General features: G+C 39.9%; 11 protein-coding genes and 3 pseudogenes. 2 read left to right on the top strand and 12 right to left on the bottom strand.

Annotated elements, in window-relative coordinates:
* Nucleotides 1–148: 148 nt before the first annotated feature.
* Both B7698_RS04425 and B7698_RS04420 read right to left on the bottom strand, forming a co-directional pair.
* The gene (locus B7698_RS04425) at nucleotides 149–865 is read right to left on the bottom strand and encodes a YebC/PmpR family DNA-binding transcriptional regulator (RefSeq protein ID WP_000532883.1); all 717 of its coding nucleotides are present in this window, start codon (nucleotides 863–865) and stop codon (nucleotides 149–151) included.
* A gap of 96 nt (nucleotides 866–961) precedes the next feature.
* Nucleotides 962–2332 carry an MATE family efflux transporter gene (locus B7698_RS04420; RefSeq protein WP_084864768.1) on the bottom strand — a complete coding sequence of 457 codons (1371 nt, stop codon included), beginning with the start codon at nucleotides 2330–2332 and terminating at the stop codon, nucleotides 962–964.
* An 82-nt stretch (nucleotides 2333–2414) separates the two neighbouring features.
* On the opposite strand from B7698_RS04420, the pseudogene B7698_RS04415 reads away from it, so the two are divergent.
* A pseudogene (locus tag B7698_RS04415) lies at nucleotides 2415–3601 on the top strand (ISL3 family transposase); the annotation flags it as partial.
* A gap of 79 nt (nucleotides 3602–3680) precedes the next feature.
* On the opposite strand, the gene B7698_RS04410 reads toward B7698_RS04415, so the two are convergent.
* Nucleotides 3681–7466 (bottom strand): SpaA isopeptide-forming pilin-related protein, encoded by a 3786-nt coding sequence (locus B7698_RS04410; protein WP_084864767.1) that lies wholly within the window; start codon nucleotides 7464–7466, stop codon nucleotides 3681–3683.
* Between the two features lie 320 nt (nucleotides 7467–7786).
* Between B7698_RS04410 and B7698_RS10360 the strand changes: the two are divergent.
* Nucleotides 7787–8008, top strand: a pseudogene (locus tag B7698_RS10360) (IS30 family transposase); the annotation flags it as partial.
* 323 nt (nucleotides 8009–8331) lie between these two features.
* Here B7698_RS10360 and B7698_RS10355 read toward each other — a convergent pair.
* The 9 genes and pseudogenes from B7698_RS10355 to rpoC all read right to left on the bottom strand — a co-directional run.
* Nucleotides 8332–9168, bottom strand: a pseudogene (locus B7698_RS10355) (IS630 family transposase).
* Nucleotides 9169–9335: 167 nt separating this feature from the next.
* Nucleotides 9336–10502 (bottom strand): recombinase RecA, encoded by a 1167-nt coding sequence (gene recA / locus B7698_RS04385; protein WP_084864764.1) that lies wholly within the window; start codon nucleotides 10500–10502, stop codon nucleotides 9336–9338.
* Nucleotides 10503–10556: 54 nt separating this feature from the next.
* Nucleotides 10557–11813, bottom strand: a complete 1257-nt coding sequence (locus B7698_RS04380) for a competence/damage-inducible protein A (protein ID WP_084864763.1) — start codon at nucleotides 11811–11813, stop codon at nucleotides 10557–10559.
* 77 nt (nucleotides 11814–11890) lie between these two features.
* The gene (gene lytR, locus B7698_RS04375; RefSeq protein WP_084864762.1) at nucleotides 11891–12946 is read right to left on the bottom strand and encodes a glycopolymer--peptidoglycan transferase LytR; all 1056 of its coding nucleotides are present in this window, start codon (nucleotides 12944–12946) and stop codon (nucleotides 11891–11893) included.
* Between the two features lie 7 nt (nucleotides 12947–12953).
* The gene (locus B7698_RS04370) at nucleotides 12954–13472 is read right to left on the bottom strand and encodes a GNAT family N-acetyltransferase (protein WP_084864761.1); all 519 of its coding nucleotides are present in this window, start codon (nucleotides 13470–13472) and stop codon (nucleotides 12954–12956) included.
* Nucleotides 13462–13905, bottom strand: a complete 444-nt coding sequence (tsaE, locus tag B7698_RS04365) for a tRNA (adenosine(37)-N6)-threonylcarbamoyltransferase complex ATPase subunit type 1 TsaE (RefSeq protein WP_084864760.1) — start codon at nucleotides 13903–13905, stop codon at nucleotides 13462–13464. The genes B7698_RS04370 and tsaE overlap by 11 nt, the downstream gene beginning before the upstream one ends.
* A gap of 95 nt (nucleotides 13906–14000) precedes the next feature.
* Entirely contained in the window at nucleotides 14001–14630 is a 630-nt protein-coding gene (locus B7698_RS04360) for a competence protein (protein WP_084864759.1), read from the bottom strand.
* Between the two features lie 132 nt (nucleotides 14631–14762).
* Nucleotides 14763–15185, bottom strand: a complete 423-nt coding sequence (gene ndk, locus B7698_RS04355) for a nucleoside-diphosphate kinase (protein WP_084864758.1) — start codon at nucleotides 15183–15185, stop codon at nucleotides 14763–14765.
* 110 nt (nucleotides 15186–15295) lie between these two features.
* A partial coding sequence (gene rpoC / locus B7698_RS04350) for a DNA-directed RNA polymerase subunit beta' (RefSeq protein ID WP_084864757.1) occupies nucleotides 15296–17652 on the bottom strand: 2357 nt, incomplete at its 5' end.

Raw genomic sequence — 17652 nt, 5'->3', positions numbered from 1 at the left:
TTCTCCTAGGAACTAAATAAGTTTTCATGAGAACTATTTTATCATTTTCAGAAAAGATGTCAAGGAAAAAGTTTTCATGGGAACTATTTTCTTGATTAAAAAAATCCCAAGTGAGCTTCTCACTTAGGATCATATTCTCAATGTTAAATTAGAATCCATCTACGTTTGTGTAGATCTTTTGTACGTCTTCGTCGTCTTCAAGAACGCTATAAAGTTTTTCAAAGGTTTCAAGGTCATCCCCTGACAATTCCACTTCTGACTGAGGAATCATTTCCAATTCAGTAACTTGGAATTCTTCGACACCTGACTCACGGAGGGCAACGATAGCCTTATGAAGGTCAGTTGGAGCTGTGTAAACTGTGATTGTACCTTCTTCTGCTTCTACATCATCCACATCCACATCTGCTTCTAGCAATTGCTCAAAGACCGCGTCCGCATCTTCACCTGCAAATACAATAACGCCCTTGTTGTCAAAGAGGTAAGAAACCGAACCTGAAGCACCCATGTTTCCGCCGTTTTTACCGAAGGCTGCACGGACATTGGCTGCTGTACGGTTGACATTTGAAGTCAAAGTATCAACGATTAGCATAGAACCATTTGGTCCAAAACCTTCGTAACGTCCTTCTGTAAAGGTTTCATCTGTGTTTCCTTTAGCCTTGTCCAAAGCCTTATCGATAACATGTTTTGGCACTTGGGCTTGTTTAGCACGGTCGATAACGAATTTCAAGGCTGAGTTTGATTCTGGATCTGGATCACCTTTTTTAGCTGCTACATAGATTTCTACACCAAATTTTGCATATACTTTAGAGTTAGCTCCATCTTTAGCCGTTTTCTTGGCTACGATATTGGCCCATTTACGTCCCATTAGGAATCTCCTTTTTTCACATTTTAATCTTTCTTATTATAACACAAGTTTTTTCGATTTTCACTAGAGGAAATGGATTTTATTCAGTAAATCCAACTAGGATAGCACTTTTGTTGCCAAGATGGCCTTACCTTCTTTTATCAAGGGGTGACGGAATAATGAGAAGTACAGTTGGATAGTCATGGCAACCCAGATAAGGGGTTCGCAAAGGATAACTCCCTTATAGCCTGCCCAAGGGATAATCAAGACTACAAAAGCGATTTTTCCGATTAGTTCAATAAAGCTAGAAACTAGAGGAAGAATCTTTTGCCCCAAGCCCTGCAAACAATTGCGATAAATCAATAAGAGACTCAAAATAGGATAAAAGGCTGAACTGATTTGCAGATAGAGACTACCATTTTCTACCAAGTAGCTATCCGTCGAACTAGCCAAGAAAGAAACCAGGGCTGGACTGGCAAAAAAGAGGAAGACACAAACAAAAACTGCCCAGGATATACTTAAACGACTGCCGATTCGAAGACCTTGGACAATGCGGTCTGGGCGCTTAGCACCTAAATTCTGGGAAGCAAAGGTCGTCATCGAAGCGGAAATAGCGGTCATCGGAAGAAGGGCGAAAGCCATAATGCGACGAGCCGCCGTCTGGGCACTAATAATCACTGCTCCAAAAGTATTGACAGAGGACTGTAAAATCACACTGCCGATAGATACAATCGAACTCATCAAGCCCATAGCCAAACCTTGCTCCAAGAGGTCCGCATACAAGGCCTTGTCCCATTTGAAATGCTTAAACTGAGGCAAAAGTTCTGGCACACTCTTACGAATATAATAAAAGCAGAGAACCGCTGACAAACCTTGCGAAATGATGGTAGCAAGGCCTGCAGATTGAACTCCCAGATGCAATTGCGTAATGAAATAGAGATCCAGAACCACATTAACCAGAGCAGAGAAAATCAGAAATCCAAGCGCTGCCAGACTGTCTCCAATGGACCGCAACAAACCCGCAAAAAGATTATAAGCAAAACTGACACCAACACAGGTCACAATCATAGAAATATATTGATAGGACTGGGGAAGAATTTCTGCAGGAGTATCTAGGTATTGCAAGAGAGGATACAAACCAAGAAAGCCCAGCAGCATAACTACAACACTCAAAAGAGCACCTAAAATCCAGGTGGCTGCTACTGCTTCCTTAATTTTTATAAAATTCCGAGCCCCGTAATAACGGGCAATGACAATTCCCATGCCATTGCCAACACCAAGAGTAAATCCTACAATCAGGTCAAAAATTGCTGTCGTCGCTCCTACTGCAGCCAAGGATTCTTGACCAAGAAAACGCCCAACAATCAAGACATCAGCAGTATTATAGAGCTGTTGAAAAATATTTGATAGCAAGATTGGGAAGGCAAAACTCAAAAGTGAGGGAAGAATCGGACCATGTATCAGGTCCACTGTTCGTTTTTTATTCATAAGGCTATTATATCAGCTTTCTAGAGGAGCGACAAGAAACAGCAAACTATAGGCAATCTGAAATCTTGAACAACAAACTGAAAAACTAGATTATAAGGCTCCATCTTGTCCTAATTGCGGAAATCAAATGAAGAAATATGACTTTCAAAAACCGTCGAAAATTCCTTACCTCGAAACGACTGGCATGCCTACTAGAATTCTCCTTAGAAAACGTCGTTTCAAGTGCTATCATTGCTCGAAGGTGATGGTCGCCGAGACCTCACTCGTCAAAAAGAATCATCAGATTCCTCGTATCATCAACCAAAAAATTGCGCAAAAGTTAATTGAAAAGACTTCTATGACCGATATTGCTCATTAGCTGGCCATTTCAACTTCAACTGTCATTCGTAAGCTCAATGATTTTCACTTTAAGCATGATTTTTCTCGCCTTCCTGAGATTATGTCCTGGGACGTTGAAACAGTCAGGGGAGTGACTGTTTCAATCGGGAGATGAAGATGAGTTTCATTGCACAAGATTTTGATAATCTCAACATCATCACTGTTCTTGAAGGCAGAACACAGGCTATCATCCGAAATCACTTTCTGCGCTACGATAGAGTCGTTCGTTGTCAGGTGAAAATCATTACTATGGATATGTTTAGCCCCTACTACGATATTGCCAGAAAACTTTTTCCTAACGCTAAAATCGTTCTAGATCGATTTCACATTGTCCAACATCTCAGCCGTGCTATGAGTCGTGTCCGTGTCCAAATCATGAATCAATTTGAGCGAAAATCCCATGAATACAAGGCCATCAAACGCTACTGGAAACTCATTCAACAAGATAGTCGTAAACTGAGTGATAAACGATTTTATCGCCCTACTTTTCGTATGCACTTAACGAATAAAGAGATTCTAGACAAGCTTTTGAGCTATTCAGATGAGTTGAAACACCACTACAATCTCTATCAACTCTTGCTTTTTCACTTTCAGAACAAGGAACCAGAGAAGTTTTTCGGACTCATTGAGGACAATCTGAAGCAGGTTCATCCTCTCTTTCAGACTGTCTTTAAAACCTTTCTCAAGGATAAAGAAAAAATCATCAACACTCTTCAATTACCTTATTCCAACGCAAAATTGGAAGCCACGAATAATCTCATCAAACTTATCAAGCGCAATGCCTTTGGTTTTCGGAACTTTGAAAACTTCAAAAAAAGAATTTTTATCGCTCTGAACATCAAAAAAGAAAGGACAAAATTTGTCCTTTCTCGAGATTGTTCTATCCATTAACTCACTATAATTAATAAAAAGCCTAATTTTTAAAGTAAAGTGTAATGTAGTTACTGAACTTAATGACATTTCCTACCATCTAAGCTTTTTTCTTTTTGCCGAAAAAAGCAAGAACAAAACCTGCAATTAGAAATCCAAAACCTGCAATTACTACTCCTTTTAAATCTGTAGAATTGGTTGCTGGAAGAACTTTGTTGCTTTCAGAATTGTCTACCACTTCAGTTGCTGATGATGATCCTTTTGAGGTATCATCTCCCTTGAATTTATTATTGTTTGTTTTTGGAGTTTGAGGTTGTGTTTCTTGTAGTTGCTGAACTTTCTGATCTGTAACAATAAGTTCATTAGCAGCCACTTTTGCCTCATCTGCGCGAGCAGAAAGAATCGCCACTTGGCCTGTTTCATCCACTGAGAAGGTAATATCTGTCACCACTTTGTAACCATTTGGTGCAGCAACTTCATGGAATGTGTAAGTTCCAGGTTTCAATGAAACCACTTGTCCTTGACCAGTTGATGTCCATTCTGAAATGACTGTATCCCCTTGCTTCACTTGGATTTGTGCACCTGCCAATTCACTGCCAGCCAAGTCGACTTTACGGATAGTAATGTCAAATTGTGGTGTTGGAATAACTGTTTTACTGTTCGTTACAACCAGTGTGTTTGACGTAACAGAAGCTTGACCATCTTTGATGGTGACCACATGCGGTTTGCTGTCTAAATCATAGCCAGCTGGTGCTTTTGTTTCTGTAATACTGTATTCGCCATCAGGTAATTCTGTTAGGCTTGCAACACCATTTGCATCTGTTGTCACAGTACCAAAATCTTTTGTGACAGTTTTACTTGTCACAGTTGGTTTGAGGTTAGTTTTTTCAATCAACAAGGCTGAGTAGCTATTATTTGCTGCATCCAATGCTTTTTGTGCATTTTCAATAGCCAAGCGATTTGCTTCTACCGCAACTGCATCAGCTGGATCAGTCGCTTTTGCTGTTTCTGCCAATTCAGCTAATTTCGCTTGTAATTGTGCAATTTCTTCTTGTTTAGCTGCAAGGGTTGCATCTACTTTTGAAGAATCAACTGTTGATGTTGTTTCAGTGATGTTACCAACTACGCTAAATACGGCACCTTGTAGCACTGCATTGCTTGTTGCATCCACTTTTTGCACTGTGAGGCTACCTTTTGGTGTCTCAATTGGTTTTGCCACTGCATCATCGATAACCGTCAAGTGATTTTTTGATGAAGTGACTTTATTTTGGTCTGAATGAACGACATAAACCTGACCATCTGTACTAACTGTAAAGGTAATAGCCGTTACTTTGACAAATCCAGCTGGTGCAACAACTTCGTTAAAGGTATAGGCTCCTTCGTTTAGGCTGACTTGTTTTGTCACGCCCGCTTCAGAAGTCCAAGATGTTACTAGATTGTTTTCTGTATCGCGAATTTCAATCCGTGCTCCTGCAATTTCTGAACCACCTAAATCCGTCTTACTAAACAAAACATCATGAGCAGTTGTTTCATCAGTGATAACTAATTTATTACCTGCTACAACTGTTTTAGTGCCAGTTGTTGTGTCGTTTGTAACTGTGACATTTCCATCTTTATCTACTGTGAAGGTGATGTCTGTAACAACTTTGTATCCAGCTGGTGCACTGATTTCATGGAAGACGTATGTGCCTTCTGTCAGTGTCAATTCATGGCTAGTAGTTGTTGAAGTCCAACGATCCACTTCTTGACCGTCTTTTGTGACTGTCACATCTGCACCTGCAAGCTCTACGCCGCCAAGTCCAACTTTTGAAATAGCAACTTTGAACTCTTTTGGTACAACTTTCGTAGCTTGGTCAACAACTGTCAAGACTGAACCATTTGTTTTAGCATCTGTGCTTGTTGTTGTCACTGTACCATTTGTATCTACAGTGAATTTGAAAGTTGAGACAACATCGTATCCTGCTGGAGCTGCGTCTTCAACGAAGGTATATTCACCAGCTGGCAATTGAAGTTTCAAATTGTCTTTTGTTGTAACGAATTGTTCAACTTTTGTACCGTTCACATCTGTTACAACATTACCTGATTTATCTGTGACTGTTACTTTGGCGCTCGCCAAGTTTTCACCAGCGATATTTTGTTTAGAAATTTCAACTGAGTGAGTGATTGTTTCATCAGTGATAACTAATTTATTACCTGCTACAACTGTTTTAGTGCCAGTTGTTGTGTCGTTTGTAACTGTGACATTTCCATCTTTATCTACTGTGAAGGTGATGTCTGTAACAACTTTGTATCCAGCTGGTGCACTGATTTCATGGAAGACATACTCTCCTGCTTCTAGTTTCAGTGACTTAGCAGTCTTAGTAGAAGTCCAACTTTCAACTTCTTTGCCATCTTTTGAAATACGAATCTTAGCTCCCTCAAGCTCTTCGCCTCCAAGATTGACTTTACTGATCTCAATCTCTTTACTATTCGTCTTCTCTTCTTTGAATGTATTGGTAAAGGTATAGCTATGATTAGCCGTATTTGCACCAATCACTGTAGAAGACACTTCATAGTTAGGTGATGTTAAGACATTCCCATCTTTATCTGTCTCTTTCACAATATAAGAAATCGGTTCATTTGTATCTTTATCAATTCCAGGCGCATACAGATTTCGCCATGTTACAGGTGCTAATGAAGTTAACTTCTTAGGATTTTCAAATCCTTTTGGAGTCGGTAATTTGTCAGCAGTCAAAATTGTCTCAATGCCATTTTTTACTTGAAAAATAGTAAAATAAACATCAGGACGTTTGGAAGTATCAGCCTTCTCTCCTTTCCAAACCTTTGTAACAGATATAGATTGGACATAAGCAGGAATATCTGATTGTTTTTTATTTGTAATCACAAAAGGATTCTCCAAAGTCCCCTTCCCAGAACCACGACCAGATGATGTGTATCCCTCAGGTACTGATACTTCTTCTACAATATAGTCTGAGTGCTTTCCAGGAATATTTTCCCATTTGACAACATTTGATTCTTCCGTACTTTCAGAAGTAGAAACTGTTAAAATCTCACCTACCTGCGCATCTGTTGCTTTATTTTTCAAACGGAATGAAACATCTGGTTTTTTCACAATAGAATTAGCATTTTCCCAAACTTTCTTGGCATAAATATCAATAGATGGAGTAATTTTAAGTTCTTCTCCAGTTACTTTATTTACAAATCTAGAAGATAAAAGATTTTGATATTCTGGTTTTGAAGCTCCTTGTGCAGTACTAGCATGAACCTCCATTGTGTTACGATAAATGTCTAATGTAGCATCTTCAGGTACATTTTTTGCACCGGCTTTATTACCAATTAATGTATTATAAAGTTCTAATTCATCACTGCTAAGTATCGTTGTTGCATCATAATTATCGGTAAAATGCCACACAGCATACTGAGTTACAGCTCTAAAACGTGCATCACTAATAGCCCCTTGTAGACTCGCTGCATTATTTGGGAAACCATTATACATAACTTTTAATACTGCTTTATACAACTCTTCATTTGTAATACGCTTAGAGGTGGCGTATTGCCCAAAACTTTCTGCTGTTCCTGTCTCTTTTTCGTAAATAGGATAGTTTGTGGTACTATCTGACTTAGGTGGAGTCGCATATGTATAGTTAAAGCAATATGCAACAATTGCATCGGCTAAATCTCCTGCATGGCTTCCTTGAGGACTTACGTAGATAGACTCATCAAATGATGCTGGTGTCTCCCCAGTTGTAATTGTCCATCCAATGTATCGTTTACTGTCTACCGTATCTGCAAATGTTTTTACAGAAGATAACCCCCAAAACTGTCCTAAGAGTAAAATTAGTAAACTTAGATATGTTGAAAATTGTTTTGATAATTTTCTTTTCATTTTATCTCCTTTCTAAACTGAATCTGTTACTTAAAAATATTCCACTCCTCCCTTTTTCCTTCTACTTAATAACAAATTCTTTTAATGTCTAATTTTAACTCTTTTTACAGGAAAATGCAAGCCCTATTGTAAAATGAAGTACAACACAAAAGACATATTCATCTGATATACTACGAGTTGCAAAAAACAGTATAAAGGGAGAAGAACATGTCCAATATCTATTTTACCACAAATTAATCCTATAAACACTTATCTGAAACTGAACGAGAAAAAATTGAGACTTATTTATGTTTAGGACTCAAACCTACAAAGATTGCTAGGAAAAGAAAACAGAGTCTGTTAATCAAGCAGTCTTAGACTGGATAAAACTTTATCCTATTAAATCCATCACTGCGGACAACGGAAACGAATTTTCTTTATTGAGTGAGATAGAGGGCTTAGATGTTTATTTTGCACATGCCTATTCATCTTATGAACGAGGTACGAATAAGAATTTTAATGGATAGTTAAGATAGTTCATTCCAAAGGATTCTTCATTAAAATAACTAAATCCATCCCTTTTAGAGGTCTATACAAAGGCTATCTAGACGAATCGATGACTATCTGTCCGCAAATAAATAGAACAAAAAGACTTTGATTGTAGGCATTTCTTTATTATAAATTTTAAAATCGATAGATTATACAAAAAAATCAAACAAGATAAAATTCCAAGTGTCAGATAACTCGTTTTGTTCGCTTTTTATATTTAAGGTTAAACTTTTGTTCCAGACTCTTGAAAGATACTCACTTAATCAGATAAACAACTTTGTTGCACTTGACTTGACAATCAGAAGTGAATTTTCATTACTTTTATAGTCATTTAGTTTTAAAAAAAGTGCTCTAAACATTCAAAGATATTTGGAACAACCCTTAATAAATCTGTCACTTTCTTTTTCAAGACAGCCCAAGCTTGCTCAATGGGATTCAAATCTGGTGAATAAGATGGTAAAGGTATGAAAAAGTGTTTATCTTGGATGCAGAGTTCATCCAAAATCTTCTTGGGATGAAAACTAGCATTGTCCATGTCAATGACATGCGGCGTCTCAAAAGCAGGCAGGAGTTGCGTTTTGAACTATTCTACAAAGAAGTTGCTCGTCATACTTTCCTTGTAAATCATAGGAGCTATAAACTCTCCGTCTACTTGTCCTGCAACAATTGAAGTCCGCTCAAAGCGCTGTCCGCTAATCTTTTCATAGACTATCTCCCCTCTAGGAGCCCGTGCATAAGGACAATAGAGGCAGCGATCGATTCCCGTTTCGTCAATATATACGACTAGTAAATCTTTTAGGCTACCCAAAACATCAAGAAACTCAGCGACTTTCTCTGAATCTTGTTACTTAAAGCTAGTCGTCTTTTTTTAAAGTGATCTTAATCTGCTTTAAAGTTGCCCATACTGAAGGGACGGCACAATCAAAATGTGCCGCGATCTCCCTTAAGAAAATATCTGGATGAGCCTCTACAAATGCCTTCAACTCCTCCAAAGGAATCTTTCGGCTTTTGGCGACTCGCTTTTTCCGCTCTAAGTGCCCTTGTTCACGTAATTTCTTTTCCACATGAAAAGAGTTCTGATACCAACATCAAAAACTTTTGCTGTCTCGACATGGCTATGCCCCTCTTTGATGTAATTTAATGACCGGTGTTTAAAATCTGTACTATATGCCATATCTTTATTATAATATGCATTTTATCTATAACAACAAAAAAGAAATGACGAAATTGTCATTTTACAACTGATTTTTCAAAAAGTTTTACCCGAAATACAAGAATTAGCCTTTAGGTTAAAATCCAAAAGAAACGAAAAGCAGGGGATTTCTCCACTACTTTGACAGCTTATTCTTCAATTTCGATTTCAAGTTCGTCGCCTAGGTCAAGTGTAACTTCTTCATTCACAGAGTCTACTTGAACTGCTTCATCTTTTTTAGTTTCAACACCTTCTACAGAAGCTTCCTCTCCATCAATCAAACCAAATTGAACACGGACTTGATGGTCAATCTCATCAAAGACTTCTGGGTTATCTGCCAAGTATTTCTTAGCATTTTCAGAACCTTGACCGATTTTCTCATCCTTGTAAGAGTACCAAGCTCCTGCTTTTTTGATGATATCCAAATCGCTTGCGATTTTCAAGAGCTCACCAGTCTTAGAAATCCCTTCTCCGTACATAATTTCAACGAAGGCTTCCTTAAATGGTGGAGCTACCTTGTTTTTCACGACCTTGATTTTAGTTTCTTTACCGACATTGGTATCTTTTTGGTCACCAGTTCCCTTGATTTGTGTGCTTCCACGAACATCCAAACGGACTGATGCGTAGAATTTCAGAGCACGTCCACCAGGAGTTGTTTCTGGATTTCCAAACATGACCCCAACTTTTTCACGCAATTGGTTGATAAAGATGGCAATTGTTTTGGTTTTATTGATAGAAGCACCAAGTTTACGCATAGCCTGGCTCATCATACGAGCCTGCAAACCAACGTGGCTATCTCCGATATCTCCATCAATTTCTGCACGAGGTACAAGGGCAGCAACTGAGTCGACCACGACAAGATCTACAGCACCTGAGTCAATCAATTTTCCTGCAATCTCAAGACCTTGCTCTCCTGAATCTGGTTGAGACAAGAGCAATTCGTCAATGTTGACACCAAGGGCCGCAGCATAAGCTGGATCGAGGGCATGTTCCGCATCGATAAAGGCTGCAATTCCACCTTCTTTTTGCGCTTGCGCAACTGCATGAAGAGCAACCGTTGTCTTACCAGATGACTCTGGTCCGTAGATTTCGATGATACGTCCCTTAGGATAACCACCTGAACCAAGGGCAATATCAAGAGCCAAGGAACCGGAGCTCATCACTTGCACCTTTTGCTCAGCACGTTCACCCAAACGCATGATTGAACCCTTACCAAAGTCTTTCTCAATCAATTTAAGAGCGTCATTCAAGGCTTTTTCACGTTCTGCCCCGAATTTTTTTGAAATTTCATCTAATTTTTTTGGTTTTTTCGCCATTCTATTCTCCTACATTCTAATGGTCCTCAGACCTATCTACTATTATATCAAAAGTTAGTCACTTAATAAAGCCTTGCGAACTAGGTTAAAGGCATGCATAACCGCAATGTGACGTACATCTGCTCGACTTCTACCTCCAATATTAACCTTGATGACCTTAGTTCCATGCTCCTGTGCCAAGCCTATGAAGACTGTTCCAGCCGGGTGTCCTTCGAGGCTATCTGGTCCTGCCACTCCAGTCAAACTAAGGCCAAAATCTGACTGGGTCTTGATTCGTGCCTGCTCAGCCATCTTCTGAGCTGTAAATTCAGACACCACACCCTGTTCTTCCAAATCCTTGACAGGAATATCCAACATCTTTGATTTTTCCTCCAAGCTATAGGTTACAAAACCACCCTTAAATATACTTGAAGCACCCGAAAAATCAGCTACAGTAGCTTGGAAAAGACCAGCCGTCAAACTCTCAGCTGCCGTGATGGTTTTCCCTTGCTTTTTCAGCTTTTCTACCACAATGCTGGCTAAACTAGTCTCTTCCCCATAACCATAACAGAGGTCTCGTAAAGAAAGGCCTTCAAAAGTTTGGCGATTCAAGATTTGATATTCCAAGATATCCAGCACTTGATTCGCCTCTTCTTGATTGCTAGCTTTTGTCGACAGGCGCAAGGTTACTTCTCCTGTCTTTGCATAAGGTGCCAAGGTCGGATCTGTTTGATTGTCAATCAAATCAGCCAAAATGGTCACCAACTGACTTTCGCCAATTCCAAAGAAACGAAGAACTCGGGAATACAGCTTGCTTCCTGTCATCAACTTGGGTAGAAGTTGGTTTAAAACCATGGGTTTCAATTCACTTGGCGGACCAGGAAGGACAACGTAGGTCACTCCTTCGACTTCTAATATTCCTCCCACAGCCAGTCCTGTTTCATTTGGCAGCGGAGTCGCCCCTTCTACAAGTTGAGCTTGTCTTTCATTATTCGGTGTTCGGGCATAGTCTGGTCTCTGGGCAAAAAAGACATCCAACTTCGCCTGTGCCTGAGGATCGAAGACTAATTTTTTCCCTAAGAATTTAGCCAGGGTTTGTTTGGTCAAATCGTCCTCAGTTGGCCCCAAACCGCCTGTCAAAATCAGCAGGCTGCTACGTTGACTGGCAATCTCAAGCAGGGATAAGAGACGAGCTTCATTGTCTCCTACAGCCGTCTGAAAATATACATCTACCCCAATCTCTGCTAGTTTTTCCGACAAAAACTGAGCATTGGTATTGACAATCTGTCCTGTCAAAATCTCTGTTCCAACAGCAATGATTTCTGCTTTCATGTTTCCTCCTACCTATCTATTCGTATTTTTTTGAAAAAATCGCAGGAAATTTCCCACGATTTTAACTATAAAATAGATTATTCTACATCTTCTTGATTTATTGTATTATTAATCGTACCTGTTCCCAAACCGGTATTATTTCGATTTCCGAAAATATCTTCATATAAGACAGCATTTGTCTCTAACTCTGTCACCTTCGGTTTATCAAGTGAGGTTCTCAAAAGATTCTGGATTTCTAACAAATGGTTAGCAGTTACAATTTGATAAGATGTCCCTTGCAATTCGGCATCTTCTCCTCGTAATTGTTGAGTTTCAATCGTTTTAAACGAGTCCTGGTAACCTAACAAGCTTGGAATACTTTTCGCAGATAGATCAATATTAGTCTGCATATTGGTACTTAAGGCTTTTAGGATAGATTGATAGTGACTAACACTATTCAAGCTAAGAACTTTTTCAACAACCTTTTGAATGACTTCACGCTGACGCTTCTGACGTCCGTAGTCCCCTTCTGGATCCTGGTAGCGCATGCGAGAATAAACAAGCGCTTCTTCTCCATTTATTGTCTGCTCTCCAACACCGATAGAAATGGTGTTAAATTCCTCTTGGTCACTGATAGAAATCGGGAAACCTAGTGTATTATTAACCGTAATCCCGCCCACTGCATCTACCAATTGTTGCAAACCTTGCATATTGACCATAATATAGCGGTCAATATGGATATTCATCATCCTTTGAATCGTTGAGATAGCTAATTCTGCACCTCCTCCAGCATAAGCTGCGTTCAGTTTCGCTTCTTCGATTTGACCATCTTTATGCTGAATTTTCGTCAAAATATCTCTCTCTAAACTCAACATCATAGTCTTTTTCGTATGCGGATTAACCGTCAAGAGAATCATAGAATCACTATTTCCTTCCCAAGGGTCCGTTCGTTCTTCGTTTCCAGTATCAACCCCCATTAAAAGGATCGTTAAGGGTTCAGTAGCCTCAATAACATTGGTTTCTTCCCCAATCTTTTTATAGGTTTTTGATAAGGTTTCTGTACCTTGCTGATAAATAGTATAAGCAAAAACACCCACACCTAAAACTGTCACAGCTAGAAAAGCTAGCACCATTCCAATAATTTTTTTAACCATATTTCTATCAATCTATCAGTCTACCCATCAGGTAAACATCTATAAATTTCCCTTCTTCTATGTACGCACCGCGCTCTTGTCTACCTTCAATTACAAAGCCATGCTTTTGATATAAATGAACTGCAGCCTGATTGCGAGTTTGGACAGTTAGTTGAAGTCGACGAAGAATGCCACTAGCCTGTGCCCATTCTACGACTTCTTCAAGTAACAAACTCCCCAGTCCATTATTCCAATACTTCTTACCAATCACAATAAAGAGATCTCCAATATGACGAACTCTCTTGCGTTGATCAGCTGTGATATTTACAAGACCAGCAATTTCATCATTCAGCAAGGCCAGTAAAGTGATTTGATTTTCCGAGTGAGCCTGTTTATCCAAAAATAACTCCATCTCAGTATCTGTCATCAAAATGCCATCCCTGTCCAGACTGGTAAAATCTGTTTCTACACTGACACGATTTAAAAATGATACTAACTCAGCCGCATCTTCAACTTCTTCTTCCCTAATGAGCAATTCATACTCCATGTTGAAGCTCCTCTAAAAGCTTTTCTGCACGCAAACCTTTTGCTTGAAAATTCAGTCTGCGACCCTCTTCTTCTTTTAGAATTTCCAATTCTAAATAAGTATCTGGCAAGGCATCACCTAAAAGATGCCCCCACTCGATGACAGTTACCCCACCACCAAAGAGAAACTCATCTAAATCAATAGAATCAGCATCCCCCTCTATACGATAAACATCTAGGTGGTAAAGTGGAAGACGACCTTCATACTCTCTTACGATAGTGTAGGTTGGACTCTTAATCATCTGAGTAATCTGTAATCCTTTAGCAAGACCTTTTGTAAATGTCGTTTTGCCTGCTCCAAGTTCACCAGTTAGAATTAAGACGTCATTTTTTTCTAATAAATAGCCCAAACGTTCACCTAAGGACTGTAACTCTTCTTCATTTTTAGTGTACATGTTTCTATTATACCAAAAAGTTGTCCTTTGTCGAGATATTATCTATGAATTCCATATTATAAATTGTAAAACTTGGACCATCTCTTCTTTTGCCTTTAAAATAGAAACAGCAAGAAGACAACTAGCAAGATATCTCTCATCAAATGGCTATAAAATGAAACTTCCCAGCGAATGACTTTTGGCACTAACAGTCCTAAAAATAGCATTCCCAAGGTAATATAAAAGGTCATGGATAATAGCATCCAAGGATTTCTGAGAAAGATTAGAATAGCTAGTCCACTAATAAAACAGATTTCCTTCTTTCCCAAAATCTTTTTCAATCCATTTACATACTTCTGAATTGGTAGAAAAACCAACAAATCAATACCAAATAAGAAAAAGAAACTCGGTAGAAAGACTTCCGAAAACCCTTCTACGGATGTATTTCCTGCAAGGATATGTTCTATGACAATTAAGGCTAAACCCAAAATGTTTACTAAGAGCAAGAGACTATACAAGAATCGTTGCTTATCTTCCTTAAAAATTGAATAAGATTGATTTCCCTGTCCTCTATAGTAGTTTAACCCTGCACCAATACTGGCAAGGAGCAACATGCCAACTAAATAATAGAAGCAGTTTTGATTTAACATCAAGGCCCAAGTCGATAAACTTAAACAAGAACAGCTACTAAGACCAAAAACTGTCAGCAATAACAAAACACGAATTTGCTTTTTCATTTTTTCCATCATTCTTCCTCCCTACTTGCTCTTATTATAGGCTAGAAATTCTCACCATTGCTAGAATATTTCTCAACTGTCAGTTTTCTACTCTAAAATGCAACAAAGTTTGATGCAAGTATCCCTTACATCAAACTTTTACTATTTCTCTTCAAACCAAAGAGCAATTTCTCGCTTAGCTGACTCTTCTGAATCTGAACCATGAACTACATTTTGAATGGCTTGATTGTCTCCTGCAGCCTTGGCAAAATCTCCTCGGATAGTTCCTGGCAGAGCTTCTTCTGGACGAGTAGCACCCATCATGGTCCGCCAAGTTTCAATCACTTTCGGACCTGATAGAATGCCCACCACTACTGGTCCTGAGGTCATAAACTGACGGATAGGAGGATAAAAACTTTTTTCAACCAAGTCTTGATAGTGTTGGTCAATCAAAGCTTCTGAAACTGTTGAGCGTAGCTCTAATTTTTCGAGTTTGAAACCTCGTTGTTCCATTCTTTGCAGAATTTCGCCGACCAGCCCTCTTTTCACACCATCTGGCTTAATGATAAAGAATGTTTGTTCCATATGGACACCTCCTTGGCATTTTAGTTCTTCTATTCTACCATACTTTATGAAAAAGTTGGAAAATTTTCTGAAATAAAGCAAAGAGAACCCAAAGGTTCTCTTGTTTGCTTTTATTCTACTGTTTCTTCAACTTGGATTTCCACAACTTCCTCTACAGGAGCAAGTTCTGCCTCTTCTTGTTCTGGAGTCAGATATTCTGCTTCATTGATAGCTTGTGGTTCAAGGTTACGGTAGCGAGCCATACCAGTACCAGCTGGGATGATCTTACCGATGATAACATTTTCCTTGAGTCCAAGGAGATGATCTTTCTTACCACGGATGGCTGCATCTGTAAGGACACGAGTTGTTTCCTGGAAGGAAGCCGCTGACAAGAAACTATTTGTTTCAAGTGAGGCTTTGGTGATTCCCATAAGAACTGGACGACCAGTCGCTGGAACTCCACCTGCGATAAGAACATCCTTGTTGGCATCTGTAAAGTCGTTGATGTCCATGAGAGTACCCATAAGAAGATCTGTGTCCCCTGGATCCATGACACGAACTTTACGGATCATTTGACGAACCATTACCTCGATGTGTTTGTCACCGATTTCTACCCCTTGGCTACGGTAAACTTTTTGTACTTCACCGAGGAGGTAGGTTTCAACTGACAAGACATCACGAACTGCAAGGAGACGTTTCGGTTGGATAGAACCTTCTGTAAGAGCTGCACCGCGAGAGACTTGGTCTCCAACTTGGACACGCATACGGGCTGTAAATGGTACCACGTATTCGCCTTCTCCAGTTTCGCCTTTAACGAAGACTTTCTTAGTACGCGTTGAAGCATCTTCTTCGATTGCTGTAACTTCCCCTTTGACTTCTGTGATGACCGCTTCCCCTTTAGGATTGCGGGCTTCAAAGATTTCTTGGACACGAGGAAGACCCTGAGTGATATCGGTATTTGAGGCAACCCCACCCGTGTGGAAGGTACGCATTGTAAGCTGTGTACCAGGTTCCCCGATAGATTGGGCAGCGATTGTACCAACTGCTTCACCAACTTCAACGGCATCACCAGTCGCCAAGTTGATACCATAACAGTGACGGCAGACACCATGACGAGTATTACATGTAAATACAGAGCGGATAGTCACTTCTTCAACACCGGCATTGACGATTTCACGAGCCTTGTCTTCTGTAATTAATTCGTTTGGACCGATGATAACTGCACCAGTTTCTGGGTGTTTAACAGTTTTCTTAGTGTAACGACCATTGAGACGTTCTTCGAGAGACTCAATCATCTCTTTACCTTCAGTAATAGAACGGATCAAGAGACCACGGTCAGTTCCACAGTCATCCTCACGGATGATAACATCTTGGGCAACGTCAACCAAACGACGAGTCAAGTAACCTGAGTCGGCTGTCTTAAGGGCCGTATCGGTCATACCTTTACGCGCACCGTGAGTTGAGAAGAACATTTCGAGTACTGACAAACCTTCACGGAAGTTTGAAAGGATTGGCAATTCCATGATACGTCCGTTTGGAGCCGCCATCAGACCACGCATACCGGCAAGCTGTGAGAAGTTTGAGATGTTACCACGGGCTCCAGAGTCCATCATCATAACGATTGGGTTCTTAGGATCTTGGTTGGCAATCAAGCGTTTCTCAAGTTTTTCACGAGCAGCACGCCATTCAGCTGTAACAGCATTGTAGCGTTCGTCATCTGTAATCATACCACGACGGAATTGTTTTGTGATTTGTTCTACACGTTTGTGTGATTCTTCAATGATTTCAGCCTTGTCATCAACGACTGGAATATCGGCAATACCCACTGTCAATCCTGCAAGAGTTGAGTGGTGGTAACCGAGGTTCTTCATACGGTCAAGTAGGGCAGAAGTTTCTGTCGTACGGAAACGTTTGAAGATTTCAGCGATGATATTCCCAAGGTTTTTCTTCTTGAATGGAGGATTAAGTTCAAGATTGCTGATAGCTTCCTTGATATCTCCACCAAGTGGCAAGAAATATTTAGCTGGAACGCCTTCTGTCAAGTTGGCATTGTTTGGTTCTTGCAAGTATGGTAGACCCTCTGGCATGATGTCGTTGAAGAGGATTTTACCAACCGTTGTAAGCAAGACCTTGTGTTTTTGCTCTTCAGTCCAAGGCTTGTTGAGGCTATCTGTTGCAATACCAACACGTGAGTGGAGGTGAACATAACCATTACGGTAAGCCATAACCGCTTCGTCACGGTCTTTGAAGACCATTCCTTCACCTTCACGACCAGCTTCTTCCATGGTCAAGTAATAGTTACCCAAAACCATGTCCTGAGACGGAGTAACAACTGGTTTACCATCTTTGGGGTTCAAGATGTGCTCAGCAGCCAACATCAAGATACGAGCTTCTGCTTGAGCTTCTTCTGAAAGCGGTACGTGGATGGCCATTTGGTCCCCGTCAAAGTCGGCATTGTAGGCTTCACAGACAAGCGGGTGCAAGCGAA

Source organism: Streptococcus mitis (genome assembly GCF_002096855.1).
Classification (GTDB): domain Bacteria; phylum Bacillota; class Bacilli; order Lactobacillales; family Streptococcaceae; genus Streptococcus; species Streptococcus mitis_Y.
Note: the sequence above shows the minus strand (reverse complement) of the source record. Positions and strands in the feature narration are given on the sequence as shown.